This window comes from Pseudomonas sp. GM50, assembly GCF_000282375.1.
Lineage (GTDB): Bacteria > Pseudomonadota > Gammaproteobacteria > Pseudomonadales > Pseudomonadaceae > Aquipseudomonas.
In genome coordinates this window covers 16,656-33,423 of the sequence record NZ_AKJK01000006.1, presented here as the reverse complement: position 1 = coordinate 33,423, position 16,768 = coordinate 16,656, and the positions used below count along the sequence as shown (strand labels likewise).

16 protein-coding genes are annotated in these 16,768 nt (G+C 58.8%); 6 read left to right on the top strand and 10 right to left on the bottom strand.

All coding sequences use genetic code 11. The features are described from left to right. Both PMI30_RS27775 and PMI30_RS27780 read right to left on the bottom strand, forming a co-directional pair. Positions 1-1,461: MFS transporter (locus PMI30_RS27775; protein WP_008005406.1), on the bottom strand; the 1,461-nt coding region annotated here is incomplete at its 3' end. Positions 1,462-1,611: 150 nt separating this feature from the next. Beyond that, entirely contained in the window at positions 1,612-3,276 is a 1,665-nt protein-coding gene (locus PMI30_RS27780) for a GMC family oxidoreductase (protein ID WP_008005404.1), read from the bottom strand. A 133-nt stretch (positions 3,277-3,409) separates the two neighbouring features. Between PMI30_RS27780 and PMI30_RS27785 the strand changes: the two genes are divergently transcribed. Further along, the gene (locus tag PMI30_RS27785; protein WP_008005402.1) at positions 3,410-4,306 is read left to right on the top strand and encodes a LysR family transcriptional regulator; all 897 of its coding nucleotides are present in this window, start codon (positions 3,410-3,412) and stop codon (positions 4,304-4,306) included. A gap of 164 nt (positions 4,307-4,470) precedes the next feature. Here PMI30_RS27785 and PMI30_RS27790 read toward each other — a convergent pair whose 3' ends face one another. After that, on the bottom strand, positions 4,471-4,869 hold the full coding sequence (locus PMI30_RS27790) for a carbohydrate-binding module family 20 domain-containing protein (protein ID WP_008005400.1): 399 nt from the start codon (positions 4,867-4,869) through the stop codon (positions 4,471-4,473). Positions 4,870-5,096: 227 nt separating this feature from the next. On the opposite strand from PMI30_RS27790, the gene PMI30_RS27795 reads away from it, so the two are divergent. Next, positions 5,097-5,312, top strand: a complete 216-nt coding sequence (locus tag PMI30_RS27795; RefSeq protein WP_008005398.1) for a DUF4287 domain-containing protein — start codon at positions 5,097-5,099, stop codon at positions 5,310-5,312. A gap of 227 nt (positions 5,313-5,539) precedes the next feature. On the opposite strand, the gene PMI30_RS27800 is transcribed toward PMI30_RS27795, so the two are convergent. After that, the gene (locus tag PMI30_RS27800) at positions 5,540-6,637 is read right to left on the bottom strand and encodes a DNA alkylation repair protein (RefSeq protein ID WP_008005396.1); all 1,098 of its coding nucleotides are present in this window, start codon (positions 6,635-6,637) and stop codon (positions 5,540-5,542) included. A 159-nt stretch (positions 6,638-6,796) separates the two neighbouring features. After that, the gene (locus tag PMI30_RS27805) at positions 6,797-8,605 is read right to left on the bottom strand and encodes a monovalent cation:proton antiporter-2 (CPA2) family protein (RefSeq protein ID WP_007895091.1); all 1,809 of its coding nucleotides are present in this window, start codon (positions 8,603-8,605) and stop codon (positions 6,797-6,799) included. A gap of 309 nt (positions 8,606-8,914) precedes the next feature. Here PMI30_RS27805 and PMI30_RS27810 point away from each other — a divergent pair, with 309 nt between their 5' ends. After that, complete coding sequence (locus tag PMI30_RS27810; protein ID WP_008005394.1) at positions 8,915-9,379, top strand: hypothetical protein; 465 nt, start codon at positions 8,915-8,917, stop codon at positions 9,377-9,379. Positions 9,380-9,542: 163 nt separating this feature from the next. Then, positions 9,543-9,881 (top strand): FKBP-type peptidyl-prolyl cis-trans isomerase, encoded by a 339-nt coding sequence (locus PMI30_RS27815; protein ID WP_007895103.1) that lies wholly within the window; start codon positions 9,543-9,545, stop codon positions 9,879-9,881. A 341-nt stretch (positions 9,882-10,222) separates the two neighbouring features. On the opposite strand, the gene PMI30_RS27820 is transcribed toward PMI30_RS27815, so the two are convergent. After that, the gene (locus tag PMI30_RS27820) at positions 10,223-11,338 is read right to left on the bottom strand and encodes a cytochrome P450 (RefSeq protein WP_008005392.1); all 1,116 of its coding nucleotides are present in this window, start codon (positions 11,336-11,338) and stop codon (positions 10,223-10,225) included. 81 nt (positions 11,339-11,419) lie between these two features. Here PMI30_RS27820 and PMI30_RS27825 point away from each other — a divergent pair, with 81 nt between their 5' ends. Beyond that, the gene (locus tag PMI30_RS27825; protein WP_008005389.1) at positions 11,420-12,184 is read left to right on the top strand and encodes an ArsR/SmtB family transcription factor; all 765 of its coding nucleotides are present in this window, start codon (positions 11,420-11,422) and stop codon (positions 12,182-12,184) included. On the opposite strand, the gene PMI30_RS27830 is transcribed toward PMI30_RS27825, so the two are convergent. Then, positions 12,181-12,789 (bottom strand): LysE family translocator, encoded by a 609-nt coding sequence (locus tag PMI30_RS27830; RefSeq protein ID WP_008005384.1) that lies wholly within the window; start codon positions 12,787-12,789, stop codon positions 12,181-12,183. The genes PMI30_RS27825 and PMI30_RS27830 overlap by 4 nt on opposite strands. A gap of 104 nt (positions 12,790-12,893) precedes the next feature. Here PMI30_RS27830 and PMI30_RS27835 point away from each other — a divergent pair, with 104 nt between their 5' ends. Further along, positions 12,894-13,820 (top strand): LysR substrate-binding domain-containing protein, encoded by a 927-nt coding sequence (locus PMI30_RS27835; protein ID WP_008005381.1) that lies wholly within the window; start codon positions 12,894-12,896, stop codon positions 13,818-13,820. On the opposite strand, the gene PMI30_RS27840 is transcribed toward PMI30_RS27835, so the two are convergent. The 3 genes from PMI30_RS27840 to PMI30_RS27850 form a co-directional block, all read right to left on the bottom strand. After that, entirely contained in the window at positions 13,810-14,151 is a 342-nt protein-coding gene (locus PMI30_RS27840) for a hypothetical protein (protein ID WP_008005380.1), read from the bottom strand. The two genes, PMI30_RS27835 and PMI30_RS27840, sit on opposite strands and share 11 nt — an antisense overlap. A 184-nt stretch (positions 14,152-14,335) precedes the next feature. Further along, complete coding sequence (locus PMI30_RS27845) at positions 14,336-15,664, bottom strand: hypothetical protein (RefSeq protein ID WP_157173006.1); 1,329 nt, start codon at positions 15,662-15,664, stop codon at positions 14,336-14,338. Next, positions 15,612-16,631, bottom strand: coding sequence for a branched-chain amino acid aminotransferase (locus PMI30_RS27850; RefSeq protein ID WP_008005375.1), 1,020 nt, complete (start codon positions 16,629-16,631; stop codon positions 15,612-15,614). The genes PMI30_RS27845 and PMI30_RS27850 overlap by 53 nt, the downstream gene beginning before the upstream one ends. Positions 16,632-16,768: the final 137 nt, after the last annotated feature.

Sequence of the window (16,768 nt, the reverse complement as noted above, 5' to 3'; positions counted from 1 at the left end):
GCCGTTGCCGATGTGGTAGGGCAGGGACATGGACGTGTAGCGGATGCGGGTCGGGAACAGTTCGACCATCAGCGCCGCCAGCGGGCCGTAGCACATGGCGGAGATGATGATCAGCGCGACGATCAGCGCCACGATCATCGGTTTGTTGATCAGCTGGGTGTCGGCTTGTGACGGATACCCGGCCAGGGTCACTGCGCCGCGCAGGGCGGCTTCATCGTAGCCATCGATTTTCACCTCGCCGATGCTCACCTGCACGGCGCTGCCGGCAGGTAGAGCTTCGCTGTTGTAGGGCAGGCCCTGTTTGACCAGGAAGGTTTTGACCTTGTCGCACGGGCTATCAAATTTAGCCTTGCCCACTGGGTCGAACTGGAAGGTGCAGGTGGCCGGGTCGGCCAGCACGGTGATCGGTGCCTGGCGGCTGGCCTGGTCGATGGCCGGGTTGGCGTAGTGGGCCAGGGTCTTGAAGATCGGGAAGTACAGTGCGGTGGCCAGCAGCAGGCCGATCATCAGCACCGGTTTACGCCCGACCTTGTCCGACAGCCAGCCAAAAAAGATGAAGAACGGTGCGCCGATGGTCACGCTGACGATCAGCAGACTGTTGGCCAGCGCCGGGTCCATTTTCAGGAACTGGGTGAGGAAGAACAGCACATAGAACTGCGCCGCGTAGAAGGTCACCGCTTGCCCGGCGTTGATGCTGAACAGCGCAATCAGCACCACTTTGAGGTTGTCCCATTTGCCGAAGGAATCGCGCAGCGGCGACTTGCAGAGCTTGCCTTCTTCTTTCATTTTCACGAACGCAGGCGATTCATGCAGGCTCAGGCGAATCCAGGTCGAGATGCCCAGCAGCACGATCGAAAACAGAAACGGAATGCGCCAGCCCCAGACTTCGAACTGGTCGCCGGTGAAGTAGCGGCAGCCGAGCACCACCAGCAGCGACAGCAGCAAGCCGAGGGTGGCGGTGGACTGAATCCAGCTGGTGTGGAAACCGCGTTTGCCCATCGGCGCGTGTTCGGCGACGTAAGTGGCAGCGCCGCCATACTCACCGCCCAGTGCCAGCCCCTGAAGCATGCGCAACACCACGAGGATGATCGGCGCGGCAATGCCAATGCTCGCGTAGGTCGGCAGCAAGCCCACGCAGAAGGTCGCCAGGCCCATGAGGACGATGGTCGCGAGGAACGTGTATTTGCGGCCGATCATGTCCCCCAACCGCCCGAACACCAGCGCACCGAACGGCCGCACGATGAAGCCGGCGGCAAACGCCATCAGCGCGAAGATGAACGCCGTGGTGTCGTTGACCCCGGCGAAGAACTGTTTGCTGATGACCGCCGCGAGGGCGCCATAGAGGAAAAAGTCGTACCACTCGAACACCGTCCCCAAGGACGAGGCGAAGATGACTTTCTGGGTTTCCTGGCTGGTGCCGGCGCTGCGGACGGCTTCCATGGGCTGAACATGTTCTGACATATCGGTATCCCTCACAGTGATTGTTTTTGTTGTTCCACTGTCGGCGCCAGCCTTGTGGGCGGGTGCCGCGTTTATCCATAAAGCGGGGTGTACGTCGATCTTTGTAGGAGCGAAGCTTGCTCGCGAAGGCGTCAGACCTGACACACCGCGTCATCGTTCTTCGCGGGCAAGCCTCGCTCCTACAGTTAGCTTCTGCAGGTTGATGCTCCTTGTGTCGGGATTGAGGATCAACTGCGCGGCCTTCTCGGCGATCATCAGCGTAGGCGAACAGGTATTGCCCGAGGTGATGCGCGGCATGATCGAGGCGTCGGCGATGCGCAGCCCCGGGATGCCGTGGACGCGCAACTCGGCGTCGACCACTGCGTGTGCGTCGTTGCCCATCCGGCAAGTGCCCACCGGGTGGAAAATCGTCGTGCCGATCCGGGCGGCGGCTTCGTGCAATTGTTCTTCGCTCTGCAAGCTATCGCCGGGCAGGTACTCGATCGGTTTGAACGCTTGCAAGGCGGGCGCGGAGACGATGCGGCGGGTCAGGCGGATGGCGTCCGCCGCCACTCGCAGGTCTTCGGGATGGCTCAGGTAGTTGGGCTGAATCAGCGGCGCTTCCCGCGGGTCGGCGGAGCGAATGTCGATTCGGCCACGGCTTTGCGGGCGCAGATCGCAGACCGATGCAGTGAACGCGGGGAAGGCGTGCAACGGCTCGCCGAAACGCTCCAGCGACAACGGCTGCACGTGGTATTCGAGGTTCGCCGAGGTCTGCTCCGGCCCCGAACGGGCGAAAGCGCCAAGTTGGCTCGGGGCCATGGACAGCGGGCCGCTGCGGTCATACAGGTAACGCAGGCCCATGCCCATCTTGCCCCACAGCGTGCCGGCGATCTGATTCAGGGTGCGGGCGTTTTCCAGTTTGTAGATCAGCCGCAGTTGCAGGTGATCCTGCAAGTTGCCGCCCACCCCGGGCAGTTCATGGGCAACGCCGATCCCCAGTTTTTGCAGCAGCGGACGAGGGCCGATACCGGAACGCTGGAGGATGCCTGGTGAACCGACGGAGCCGGCACACAACACGATTTCCTTACGCGCCTTGAAGGTTTTCGCCTCGCCTTGCCAACGAGCGCTGACCGCTGAGGCACGGCCGTTTTCCAGCAGCACGCGATCCACTTCGACGTCAGTCAACACCGTCAGATTGGAGCGCTGGCGGATCGGTTTGAGAAACGCCTTGGCCGCGTTCCAGCGGATCCCGGCTTTTTGATTGACCTGGAAGTAGCCGCAGCCTTCGTTGTCGCCCTGATTGAAGTCATCGATGCTGGCGATGCCGCTTTGCTCGGCTGCCGTGCGGAAAGCGTCGAGGATCGGCCACGACAGCCGCTGGCGCTCGACTCGCCATTGCCCGGCAGCGCCATGAAACTCCGAATCGCCGGCAAAATGGTTTTCGCTTTGTTTGAACAGTGGCAGCACGTCTTGCCAGCCCCAGCCAGCATTACCCTCGGCCGCCCAACCGTCGTAATCACCAGCCTGGCCACGCATGTAGATCATGCCGTTGATCGAGGAGCAACCACCGAGCACCTTGCCGCGTGGGTAGCTCAGGGCGCGGCCTTGCAGGCCCGGTTGCGCTTCGGTCTTGAAGCACCAGTCGGTGCGTGGGTTGCCGATGCAGAACAGGTAACCGACGGGGATGTGAATCCACGGGTAGTTGTCGCGGCCGCCGGCTTCGAGCAGCAGCACCCGGTGCTGCGGGTTGGCCGACAGTCGATTGGCCAGCAAACAACCGGCCGGCCCGGCGCCGACCACGATGTAGTCGTATTCATCAAGGGAAGTCTGCATCCCTGACCTCGTATTGTTGTTCTTGTTGTCGGTCATCCTAGTTGTTAGCTTTCGTTAAAAGAATGTTAGTTTTTGCGCAGCCGCTGTGCGTTTTTAAACAGCGTCATTAACGGCATAACGTCAAGGATGGTTCATGTTCGACTGGAATGACCTGCGGTTTTTTCTCGAATTGCAGCGCAGCGGCCGCTTGCTGACCGCCGCCCGCCGTTTGAACACCACCCATGCCACCGTGGCCCGGCACATCGAAGCCATCGAAAAAAGCCTCGGCACCGCATTGTTCGTCCAGCATGCCCAAGGCTACGAATTGACCCCGGCCGGCGAAGCACTGCTCAAACACGCCGAAGCCATGGAAAACGTCGCGCTGCTGGCTCAGGAAGAAATCACCCAGTCATCCGCGCCGCTGGGCAAGATCCGCGTCGGGGTGACGGAGGGGCTGGGCATCATGTTCCTCGCCAGCCGCATGAACGGGCTGTTCGAACGCTATCCGGGGCTGGAAGTGGAACTGGTGGCGGTGCCGCGCTTCGTCAGCATCCTCAACCGCGAAGCGGAGATCAGCATCCACCTCGAACGCCCGGCCGCCGACATGCTGGTCACCCGCAAACTCACCGACTATCGCCTGGCGCTCTACGCCAGCCAGGCCTATCTGGACCGCTCGCCACCCCTGCGCAGCCGCGAAGACCTCGGTCGCCATGCGTGGATCGGCTACGTCGACGACTTGCTGTTCAGCCAGGAACTGATGTTCCTCAACAGCTTCTGCCGCAACCCCCAGGTGGTTTTTCACAGCACCAGCGTCATCGCCCAGCAACAGGCCGCGCGCTCGGGCCTGGGGATCGCCGTGCTGCCGTGCTACATGGCCAGCGCCGATCCCCAACTGGTGCCGTTGCTGCCGGACGAAAGCATCCAGCGCAGTTATTGGATCAGTACGCGGCGCGAACTGCACAAGTCCGTGCGATTGCGGGTGCTGTGGGATTACGTGGTGGAGTTGTGTGAGCGCGAGCAACCTCTACTGCAAGGCTCCATTCCCCGGTAGGAGCGAGGCTTGCCCGCGAAGAACGATAACGCGGTGTGCCAGACCTTACGCTTTCGCGGGCAAGCCTCGCTCCTACATTAGGGATAGGTGTGAGCTGCCGAAGGCTGCGATCTTTTGATCTTGGGAGAGTGACCGATTCACTTTCCCATATGTTCACTCACGCCTCAGAACGTGCCGACACTCGTTGTTTTGAAAGTTACCTTCACTATGTTGTTGGGATTGCCCTGCCACTTCTGCACGTCGGTCGGTATGGTCTCGTTGCGCACGATACACTTCCATTCCACATCTTTACCGTCGTCCGCGCCTGGGAAAAGTACCTTGCCGGTCCATGTAGGGTTGGGAGTAGGATCGAGCTTTACGGCCTTGGCCGGATCCCAGTTCCCTAACTTCGGATGGTTGCCGACAACATACACACTGTAGCCCGGCGTCGTGGCGCCGTTGTCGCATTGAAAGTTCACTTCGGATTGTAAGGGCGTCCACTGGCCACCTTGGGCATCGCGCAATACCGGCAGCATCGCCAACAAGAGAACGCCCAGCGGCAATAGGTAACGATTTCGGGACATGATGAACGCCTCAATTCACTCTAGTGGGGGCAGCTTAGTCCCGGCCAAACTGAAAGTGACCTGTTAGAACTGACAGTTCATTAGAACTCTTCGCGATAGCTTCAATCGTTGCTTTTTAACGGCGAGCTTGTTTGCGCTGGACTGCACAGCTGTCCTGGACTTCAATTCGTGGGATGAAGGCAAGGAGCGTCCACCGACACTCCGTCGCGAACAAGGGAGCTTGCAGCATGACCGAAGATACAAAAGTGAAAGGGCCGGCGTCGTACTTCCCCTCGATTGAAAAAAAGTACGGCCAGCCAATCGACCATTGGCTGGATCTGCTCGGTACAGTGAGCAGCAAGAAGCATATGGAAATGGTGACTTGGCTGAAGTCTGAACACGATATGGGGCATGGCCATGCCAATGCTTTGGTAGCGCATTATCTAGCGAGCGCTAAAAAGTGAGTGAGAAGGCTTTCGAGTATGTCCGCGAAATGGCGGCTTTGTGCGGGAGATCTTCGGATCTGCCGGGTTCCTGGTTTCCCGGTCTTGCAGACCCGCACATAGCTGCCACCTAATGTAGGAGCGAGGCTTGCCCGCGAAGAACGATAACGAGGTTTGCCAGACCTGACGCCTTCGCGGGCAAGCCTCGCTCCTACAGGGACCGTATTTCATGCGAAGGCCGTGGTGCTTCAGGCGAGGATTTCGAACGCCGTGCTGGCCAGCCGTTCGCCGTTGACCAGAATGTGCACGGCGTGCAAGCCAAGATAATGCTTTCGGGTGGTGAGTTCTTTGATGTGCTGGCTACGTGCGATGGATTCGGTAGCCTTGCCGGGCAGCGTCATCGCCTTGAGCTTGAACACCTTCGCTGACCTGCTGCCATTGGCTTTGACGTAATCAATCGCATAGTCGATCACCAGTCGTTGACTCTCCGCCACCGTGGACTTCACTTTGAAGGACAGGGTGATTTTCTCCCCGAGCTGAATCACCGCCGGTTCAACCTTCACATCAATGATTCCAACTTCGGGCTTGCCGCCCGCGCCAATGATCGCCAGCGCCCGTTGGTTGCCCTGTTTGATCAGGCTGCGCAGGGCATGTCTGGCGATCCACGCCGTGTGTTTGTTGTCCAGTGACCAACCTTCGATCAGCGCCAGCACCCACTCGGGATGATCCTTGGTGATGTCGTTGAGGTGGTTGGCCACGGATTTACGCACGTATAGGCTTTCGTCGGCCTTGAGGTTATCGAGGATTGCAGCCGCCAGTGTCGGGTCGGCCTGGATTTGTTCCAGCCGGAACGACCATGGGAGGCGCGGTCGGCTGCCTTCGCTGGCCAGGCGCCGGATGTGTTCGTTGTCATCCAGTGACCAGTCGTGCATCAGCTTGAGTGAACGTTCGAGATCGCCGCGCAGAAAGTGCCGGATGGCAAATTCCGATGAGCCGAAGGCCGTGAAATATTTGAGCGCGTCCATCGACAGATCGAACGTGTGAGCGCCGTAGGTCGCGACGTAGTGCGGCAAAAACATACTGACGAAGGCGCTGTTCAGGCGCGGGGCGAGGGCACGCAGGACGTCGAGGGATTCTTCATAACCGAGCGGCAATACCGCGTGCAGGCATTCGCTGACGCGGGCCATGCGTTGCATGACTGAGAGATCCGCCAGACCGTTTTTGGCCAGCTTCAGGAAGGCCTTGGCATCGAACCCGGGATAGACCGCCGTCATTTCGGTGGCGATGTGCGCGAGGCGTTCGGCGTTGAAGATTTCCTTCAGGGCGGGGGAGGTCTGGTCAGCCATAGTGGATTCCTTGGTCGTTGTTATTTATCCCATGCACCGCGTTATCGTTCTTCGCGAGCAAGCCCGCTCCCACATTGACCGAGTCAGCCACAAGATCTGCGGCTGACATAGATCCCCTGTGGGAGCGAGCCTGCTCGCGATGAGGACATCAGGTCCACCTCAAACCTTACCCGCTTCCTCTTCCAACTGATCCGACTCAAACAGTTTTGCCAATTCCGCCCGCGCTTCCTGCGCCGTTTGCATCACCTTGGCCGCATCGTCATACACCGCATGCTGGGCTTCCAGCACCTGTTCATCGTGATGGGTAAAGCGCTTGATCCGTGCATCTGCCTGGGCCTGTGTCAGCCCCAACCCGACCAGAGTCCGCCGGGTCATTTCCAGGCTGGAGTAATAGGTTTCCCGCACCGCCTGCGCCCCGACATCCACCAACCGGTGCACATGCTGACGGTTACGGGCGCGGGCGATGATTTTGATGTGCGGATAGAGCTTGTGCACCACCTCGGCCGTCTTGATGTTGGTGTCGGGATCATCGGTGGCGATCACGAAAAACTCCGCTTGCTCGACCTTGGCCGCGCTGAGGATTTCCGGGCGCATCGGGTCGCCATAGAACACCGGTACACCGCCGAAGCTGCGGGACAGTTCGATGGTTTCCACCGATGTGTCGAGGGCGATGAACTTGATGTTCTGCGCCCGCAGAATCCGCGCCACGATCTGCCCCATACGGCCCATGCCGGCAATGACCACGCGGGGCGTGTCGGCGTCGATTTCGCGGAACTTCTGCGGCACCTCCACGGGCTGAACCTTGGGGCTGACCAGTCGGGCGCACAACAGCAACAACAGCGGCGTCACGGCCATGGACAAGGTAATCGTCAGCACCAGCAAATCGTACAGGCGTGGCTCGAACAGCCCCTGATCACGACCGATCTTGAACACCACAAATGCGAACTCACCACCGGCCGCCAGCACGATGCCGAGGCGAATCGCACTGACCTTGCCCAAACCTCCGGCCAGTCGACCGACAACAAACAGCAGCGGCAACTTGATGGCGATCAGCAACAGGGTCAGCCCCAGCACCACGACCGGCGCGCTCAGCAGCAGACTCAAATTGGCGCCCATGCCGACGCTGATAAAAAACAGCCCCAGCAGCAGGCCCTTGAACGGTTCGATCTGCGCTTCCAGCTCGTGGCGGTATTCGGAATCCGCCAGCAGCAAACCGGCGAGGAACGCGCCGAGTGCCATGGACACGCCGACCAGGTCCATCAGCCATGCCGTGCCGATCACCACCAGCAACGCGGTGGCGGTGGACACCTCCGGCAGACCGGTTTTGGCCACCACCCGAAATACCGGGCGCAGCAAGTACCGTCCGCCAATCACCACCACAGCAATACTGCCCAGCACCCGCAAGCCATGGTTCAAATCTTCGGCGGCACTGGTGGTGTGATCGCCCCCGGCCAGCAGCGGCACCATCGCGATCAGCGGGATCGCGGCGATGTCCTGGAACAGCAAAATCGCGAACGCCAACCGCCCATGAGGGCTGGTCAGTTCCTTGCGCTCGGCCAGGCTTTGCAAACCAAATGCGGTGGACGACAACGCCAGGCCCAGACCCAACACGATCGCGCTATTCAGCGATTGGCCGAACACGAACAACGCCAGCACACCAATCACCGAACCGGTCAGCAACACCTGCGCCAGGCCCACGCCGAACACCGATTTACGCATCACCCACAAGCGTCGCGGCGACAGCTCAAGGCCGATAATGAACAGCAACAACACCACTCCGAGTTCGGAAATATGGCTGACACTTTGCGGGTTACCGATCAAACCCAGCACCGACGGCCCGATGATCACCCCGGCAAACAGATAACCCAGCACCGCCCCTAATTGTAGGCGCTTGGCCAAGGGGACGGTGAGCACCGCCGCGAACAAAAAGACGACAGCGGCTTGTAACAGGTTGCCTTCGTGGGGCATGGCGAAACTCCTGGGACTCGGTACGGCGGGGGCGCATAGGATAAAGGCTGGAGTCGCAGGCGTCAGCCATGTTATTGGCTGACACACCGCTATCGCGAGCAGGCTCGCTCCCACCCTGGATCTCGGGTGGTCACAATTCCTGTGCTCACCGCCAATCCAATGTGGGAGCGAGCCTGCTCGCGATAGCGATCTCACCTATCACGCCGGTACCATCTCAAACCGTCTGAAACAATTGGCCACGGCGGGCTGATTGATATCGTCCACCGTTCGAGTAAAACGCATAGAGTGTCTGGACGTTAGGAGCTGCTAGTGGAAAAGAAACCCCTCTACCGCAAGATCAACACTCGTACCAGGGGTGTTCGGCTGAATGATTACTCGGGTGAGTACCGACATCAGCGCCATACCAAAGCCGAAATCCACAATGAGTCGTCACGCGGTTCGATGCATGGAACCCGCCGCCACGGCCTGGATTACACACCGTTGTTCCGATTCCTGCTGTCCCGTGTGGGAGGACAGTGGGATGAGGTTTTCAGCGAAGCGGTGGCTCGCCTCGATCGAACCGAACCGGTGTTCTGGATGGTTGCGCTTCATGAAAGCGAAAGGCAGGAGCAGGTGCGACTGGGGGAGTCGAGCTATTTCAGTGGCTTGTATGTCGATGATCAGGGGAGTCTGCGGGTCGTCAATCCTGAACTGACCGCCGAGCACATGAGGCCTAGTTGCCATTGCTGCACTCACACCTTCAACGGCATTCCCTTTGGTCAAGGCAAAGACTGAGCGCGCCATGCGACTTGGCTATGGCTCAACGTCTGCTCGCCCAGCCAATTTAGTTCACGGCTACTGCCGGATACAGAGCGAAACGGTTGCCAACAGCCCGCATTTCTGGGAAAAACGGCGCCCATGAAGCCTGTTCAGGCAAGCGCACAATAGAGTGAACGTAATGAATGATGAATTGCAGGTAATCGACCTTGAAGTGGGCGACGGCAAAGCTGCCGTCAAAGGCGCGCTGATCACCACCCAATATCGTGGCTGGCTGGAAGACGGCACTGAATTCGATTCTTCCTACAGCCGGGGTAAGCCTTTTCAATGCGTGATTGGTACCGGGCGGGTAATCAAGGGCTGGGATCAGGGAATCATGGGCATGCAGGTCGGCGGCAAACGCAAGCTGCTGGTGCCGGCGCATCTGGCCTATGGCGAGCGGACGATGGGGGCGATTACGCCGAATTCGAATCTGATTTTCGAGATTGAATTGCTGGAAGTGCTGACGCGGGATGATTGATGGGCGTGTGAGCTGTGGCGAGGGGGCTTGCCCCCGTTGGGTTGCGCAGCGACCCCAGTCCGGTTATCGCGGTTCTTCAGGCATGACTGCATGCGCCGATTTTACGACTGCTGCGCAGCCGAACGGGGGCAAGCCCCCTCGCCACAGTTCAGTGCCTGGTTCATGGTCCGTTCACGCGCGATGTAGCCTGTTGCGCACGCCTCAAGTGATGCTTCGTTTGTCGTGCCGTCTTCGCGAGCAAGCCCGCTCCCACAAGGGATTTGTTTCGATCACAAATCTTGTGAACATCGATGATCCACTGTGGGAGCGGGCTTGCTCGCGAAGAACGATGACGCGGTCTGTCAGGGCAGATCAGTGAACAAAGGAATACGCCCGTTCAAAGAAGGGCGGTAGTGCCAGGTCAACCGGTCCAAAGCAGGTTGCATCGCCAGGATCTCAACCAGCGTCGCACGGGCAATGCTTAAGGCCAACACCTGCCCCGGACATTGATGCCGGCCCGCGCCGAACGTGAAGCTGCGGCGGTTCGGGCGATCGAGCAAAAACGCATCGGGATCATCATTAAGCTGCGGATCGCGATTCGCCGACGCCAGCAGCACCAGGATAACGTCGCCGGTGTTCAGGCTCACGCCGTCGATTTCACACGGCGCGGCGACGAAGCGGCGGGTGTTTTGCACCGACGGGTCGAAGCGCTGGACTTCAGCGATCAGGTCATCAACATGAGCCGAATCCAACTGTGGGTTTCGAATCAACGCCAATAGCGCATTACCGATCAAGCCGGCCGTGGCTTCGTAAGTCTGGGAGAACAGGCCGATCAGGTTGGCAATCAACGTTTCAGAGTCGGTCGATGTCGCCGCAAAACGCTGCCGGATACCGGCGAGCAGCGCGCTTCGATTGCTCGGGTCGTCCAGAAGCTCGATGACATAACCCTTCAGCTGTTCCGCCGCGACATGGGCGGCGTCCCGTTGTGCCTGATCGCTGAGCGGCGACAGGCAAGCGACGAAGTCTGCGGTCAGCTCGCTGATGGCCCGGCCCTGAGCCGGAGAAAACCCCAGCAACGCCGCCACTACGCAGACCGGTCCGCGAAACATCGCCGCGTACAACCCGTCGGGGCCCGGGGTAATCAATCGAGCGCCGACCAAGGCATTGACCTCATTCACGTCAATCAACGCCAGCCCCGGCTCAATCGCCGTTCTCGGGCAACGCTGCCGTTCGCCCTCGTTCATCCGCATCAACTGACCGAACACCTTGCCGGCCATGCCTTGAGCAATCGCCTGGGGCACCGGCTCGTGGGTTGGCCGCACATGACAGTCCGGGTGCGCCAGCACGGCGGCAACGGCTCGGGCGCTGCTGGCCACCCACAGTTTCAGTCCTTGATGAAAAACCAGCCCACCCTCGGCGCGCAGTTGCGCGTAGTAAGGGTAGGGATCGGCGTGAGTCGCAGCGATGATCGGGTCCATGGGTCGCAGCCTTATCGGTGGTTGGAAAGTGTTGCTACTATCTCCAGTCCGAAAGGGCCTTGATTCGTCCGGGAGCGAAATATGAACGCAGAACAACACGACATCGGCGTCTCTCAAGTGGCTGCCGCCATCGCGGAACCTGCCCGAACGAAAATCCTCTGCTCGCTGATGGACGGCCACGCCCGCACCAGCACCGAGCTGGCGACGATTGCCGAAGTCAGCGCCTCGACCGCCAGTGCTCATCTGGCCAAGCTCAAGGAGCTGGCGCTGGTGCGTTTGCACGTTCAGGGCCGCCACCGCTATTACAGTCTCGCGGACAGGCGCGTGGCCCAGGCGCTGGAAGCGCTGATGGTGATCGGCCAGAATGCCGCGCCGACGTTCAACCCGCGAACCCCGGATCGCCTGCAATTCGCCCGCACCTGCTACGACCACATGGCCGGCACGTTGGCGGTATTGCTGCATGACCGGATGATCGCAGCGGGGTGGTTGCTCGAAACCGACGAACAGGCTTATCGACTGAGCGCCAGCGGCAAAGCGTCGTTCGAAGCATTGGGCATCGACGTCAAAGACCTCGGCACTTTGCGCCGCCGTTTCGCCTGCCCGTGCCTGGACTGGAGCATGCGTCGGCCGCACCTGGGCGGTGCCTTGGGCGCGGCGTTGCTGCAAACGGCGATCAAACGCAAATGGGTGACACAGGATCTGGACAGTCGGGCGCTGGCGTTGACGGCGCTGGGGCGTAAGGAACTCAGTAGTCGGTTCGCCGTTGAGCTGCCGGTACAGGTGACCACAGCGCAACCCACGTCCACCGAGAACCGACGCCGCGCGCTCGCCAGTCCTGCGGCTTAGCGACTGGACGAGGCCATCAGCACACCGAAACCGGCGAAGGTCACGCCCGAGACTTTCGCCGCCAGCCAGGAACCCTTCGGGCTCGACAACCAGCCTTTGGCGGCGTTGGCGAGCAAGGCATAGCTGCCATGCACCAGAATCACCAGTACGCCGTAGGAAGCGACTAGCTTGATGAACTGGGTGTAGAAGTGCGCCGAGGTGTCGATGAATTGCGGGAATACCGCCAGAAAGAAAAACACCGCCTTGGGGTTCAATAGCTGCATCGAAGCCGCTTCAAGGAAGCGATAGCCAGGGCTTGAGGGGCGCGTTTCAAGCAGCGTGCTGAAACGATCCGAGCGCCAGCTTTTGTAGCCCAGGTACAACAAATAGGCGGCCCCTGCGTATTTCAACGCGGTGAAGGCGTTCGCCGAGGTGCTGAGTATCAGGCCAACACTGGTGGCGCTGATGGCAGCGACGACAAATGCTCCCGACGCGACCCCCAGAATGCCCGGCACGGCCCCCGTCCAACCGTGTCGCACCGCGTTGGACAGGGTCAGGACCACGCCTGGTCCCGGGCTCAAAATGGTCAGGGTGGCGAAAAGTACAAAGAGTCCGTAGCTGTTCATGTCTTGCTCCGTCGGTGGCGCTGGCTGCGTGTTGGCAGATTGGCGTGACGAAACGAGCGTGACAAACGCTTTAATTAAAGCGCATAGGTGACTAAATTAGACACATGATCAATCAACTACCTCCGCTTAATGCCGTTCGCGCCTTCGCCGTTGCTGCTCGTCATCAGAGCTTCAGCCTGGCGGCCGAAGAGCTGCATGTCAGCCACAGTGCCGTCAGCCGGCATATCAAATTGCTTGAGGAGTACCTGGGCGTGCTGCTGTTCGAGCGGCGTATCCGTCAATCGGTGCTGACCCCGGCCGGCCAGCGCTTTTATGAGCAGGTCAGCGCCGGGCTGTCACAGATCGCCAACGCTGCCGCTGCGCTCAAGCAACATGCCTCGCTGCCTACCGTGAAGATCAATGTACGTCCGTCCTTTGCCGTGCTTTGGCTGACGCCCAGGCTGGCGGATTTTGTTGCGCAGCACCCAGGCATCAAGCCGCAGGTGATCACTCAAACCCAGGCACCCGATCAGGCACGCGACGGATTCGATGTCGTCATTCGCCGTGGCCGTGACGACTGGGCTCCGGCGATTGAAGCGCGACCGCTGTTCGAAGACGAACTATTACTGGTCGCGGCGCCATCGCTGATCGAGCGGTTACCACTTGAAGACCTCACTTCGCTGAGCCGGCACACGCTGCTGACCGTCAAGGCGCGTCGCGAAGACTGGCACAATTGGGCCATGCACTTTGGTCAAAGCCAGTCAGCCACTCAGGTAACCCGGCAGTTTGATCACATGCACCTGGCGCTTCAGGCTGCCGTGGATGGAGAGGGCATTGCCCTGTGCCCGACCTCTTTGCTGGGCACTCACCTCTCGAGCGGACGCCTGATCTGCCCGTTGCCCGAGTTGCGTCTGCCGTTGCCGCGTTATTACTACGGCGTTGCGCCGGACGTGACGGTGCAGACACGGGTATTTGTGGAGTGGTTGTTTGCCCGGATTGCCCAGGATGAGCTGCGTTGGCAAACACCTCGTGCCGTGACCGCTACGCCCTGAAAACCCAAACAATCTCCACCACACGCACTGCCAAAATCAGGTAAATCAGAAACAAAATAATCTGAAACGCTGTGTGATACGGCAACTTGGACAGCCGGCGCAGGCCGTCGCTGACACTCAGCAACATCAGCACCGCTGACACCAGAATCAGCCCCCAACCCGCCAGATTCGAAGCGAGTAACCCCATGAACAGCTGGTGCTCGCGACCCAGTACGTTGGTGCCCGCAGCGAACAGCAGGGCACACACCAGCAGGTTCTTGATGTTGTCGAACACTTGCGTGGTGAAGTCGGTGTCCAGCAAGGCCAGATACTTTCGCCAGAGTTTTCCCATGGTTTTGATGGCACCCGTTGATGGCTGTTGGACGTGGCAAGTCTAGTGACCTTTTCCACGATTCGCGGACGAAAAAAAGCCCGGCCTTCAAGATGATGGCCGGGCTTTTTTGTTCAAACGGACGGTTGCGTCAAATCAAACCTTGACGATCCAGCGCCGCTAGCCCGTCGAACCTGGCCCAAGTCTAGAGCCAATTGAAAAGATCAGGGTTTGTACCCGGCTGGGGTGGCTCCTTTTCCGAAGGCGCAGGAGGAAAGAGCTTTGTCAGATCATCTATTTCCTGTTTGTGGCTTGGGGCGCCTATAGAAAGAGTAATAACTCTCGATATATTGAGTTGCTCGCGACTGTCGGGAGTACCTTGCATAAAGCGCGCTGCTTGCCAGATATTTTGAAAAGCTGGTGCGTTAACTTTTTGTTCGATAAGTTGTATAAGGAAAAGTGACAGTGCTGTGGTTGATAGCGGTAACTTGCTGCGGGTAATTCCGTGGCTGTTTTCTGTTTTTTCGAAATATTGGACGTCTGATGTACTGAGGATCGCTGGAGGTAGTGGAGTGTTTGTGTTTCCTACATCATAGAGGCAAATGTAAGCGCCATTGCCGAAGAACTTTATTTGAGCGTCAGCTTGCGAAGCAGGTAAATAAGCTTTTTTGTCATACAGTTTTTTGGCCTGAAAGGCCACTGCTTGAACACTCTCATCTTGCCCAGGCAAGTTAGTATGTACGATTATGCCAAAATCGCTGCCCGTTATTTTTTCTCGGTTGTTTGTTGAAAGATCGTGGTAGGCAACTTCGATGGGGATTTCTTTGCCGTATAGCTCTTTGGAGAAGTCGGTGAGTGAGTCAGCGCAGAAAAGTACGCTTGAATACAGTTTGCTTAGCAGATGCCCAGTGAGTCTTTCTTCGTGGGATTTTTGCGGCAAATCACGCTCGCAGAATTCCAGTTCCGCGAAGGCGAGTGCGGAAAATATTCCTCTTAAAAAAATATTATTGGTTGCTTTGTATCCCCATAAATACTCTTCACTCGAATGTTTTTCTGAGGGGGTAATTGAAGTCACACAAGGGGAAAGACCTGCTATTTTTTCTAAGAGGTCGGCAGAGATAGGGATATTAAGTTCGTTGCTTAACAGGTCAGCAACTTCGCGTATCTGGTCGTTTGTATGCCAAACGACGCGGCTGTACTTGGGGGGTGGCAGGAGGTTTCCGAAGCCGAGAGACCCGGTAACCAAACGGTGTAGTCCGCGATTCACAACGCTGGGTAAAATATATCGTTCCATGATTTTCGTCCAAGCAAAAGAACAAGCACCACGAAGTAAAGCTTGATCATGGATGTTCAAAGAAGAGGGGGCGAAGGTCTTTGCCGTTGATATAACAACCCGAAAGAAATTTTTTTGAAGGCCTGTGTGGCCACCTACCATTGATCCGGTAAGTGGCACACAGTCTTCAAGCTGACTTACCGCAAAATCAAACCTTGACGATCCAGCCCGCTGGCGCTTCGACGTCGCCGGTCTGTACACCGGTCAGCTCTTTATAGAGCTTCTGGGTGACCGGGCCGACTTCGGTTTCGCTATGGAACACGTGCAGTTTGTCGTTGTAGCTGATACCGCCGATCGGGGTGATCACTGCGGCAGTACCGCAGGCGCCGGCTTCCTTGAAGTCGGACAGCTTGTCGATGAACACGTCACCTTCGACCACTTCCAGGCCCAGACGGGTCTTGGCCAGTTCGATCAACGACAGACGAGTGATGCCCGGCAACACCGAAGGGGAATTCGGGGTGACGAACTTGTTGTCGTGAGTGATCCCGAAGAAGTTGGCCGAGCCGACTTCTTCGATTTTGGTGTGGGTCAGCGGGTCCAGGTAGATGCAGTCGGCAAAATGCGCCTTCTTGGCCTGGGAGCCCGGCATCAGGCTGGCGGCGTAGTTGCCACCGACCTTGGCCGCACCGGTGCCTTGTGGGGCGGCACGGTCGTAGCTGGAGATCAGGAAGTTGTGCGGGGTCAAACCGCCCTTGAAGTAAGCGCCGACCGGGATGCAGAAGATCGAGAAGATGAACTCGGGCGCGGTACGCACGCCGATGTTGTCACCCACGCCGATCACGAACGGGCGCAGGTACAGCGCGCCGCCAGTGCCGTAAGGCGGGATGAAACGCTCGTTGGCGCGGACCACTTCCTTGCACGCTTCGACGAATTGTTCGGTGGACACCTGCGGCATCAGCAGGCGCGCGCAGCTGCGTTGCATGCGTGCGGCGTTCTGGTCCGGGCGGAACAGGTTGATCGAACCGTCCTTGCAGCGGTAGGCCTTCAGGCCTTCGAAGCACTGCTGGCCATAGTGAAGGGCAGTGGAGCCTTCGCTGATGTGCAGCACGTTGTCTTCGGTCAGGGTGCCTTTGTCCCACTCGCCATTACGCCAGTGCGACAGATAGCGCTTGTCTGTCTTGATGTAGTCAAAACCCAGCTTGTCCCAATTGATGCTTTCGTTACCCATGACACCCTCTATCACTTAACAACCGCCGAAACGGTTCAAGGCTTCTGACATTTTTCTGGATGGGGACAACAATACTTCATTCCGGGCCCATTTCGCAGCCCGGACTATCGGATGACAGACAGATAAATCGAGTTGGC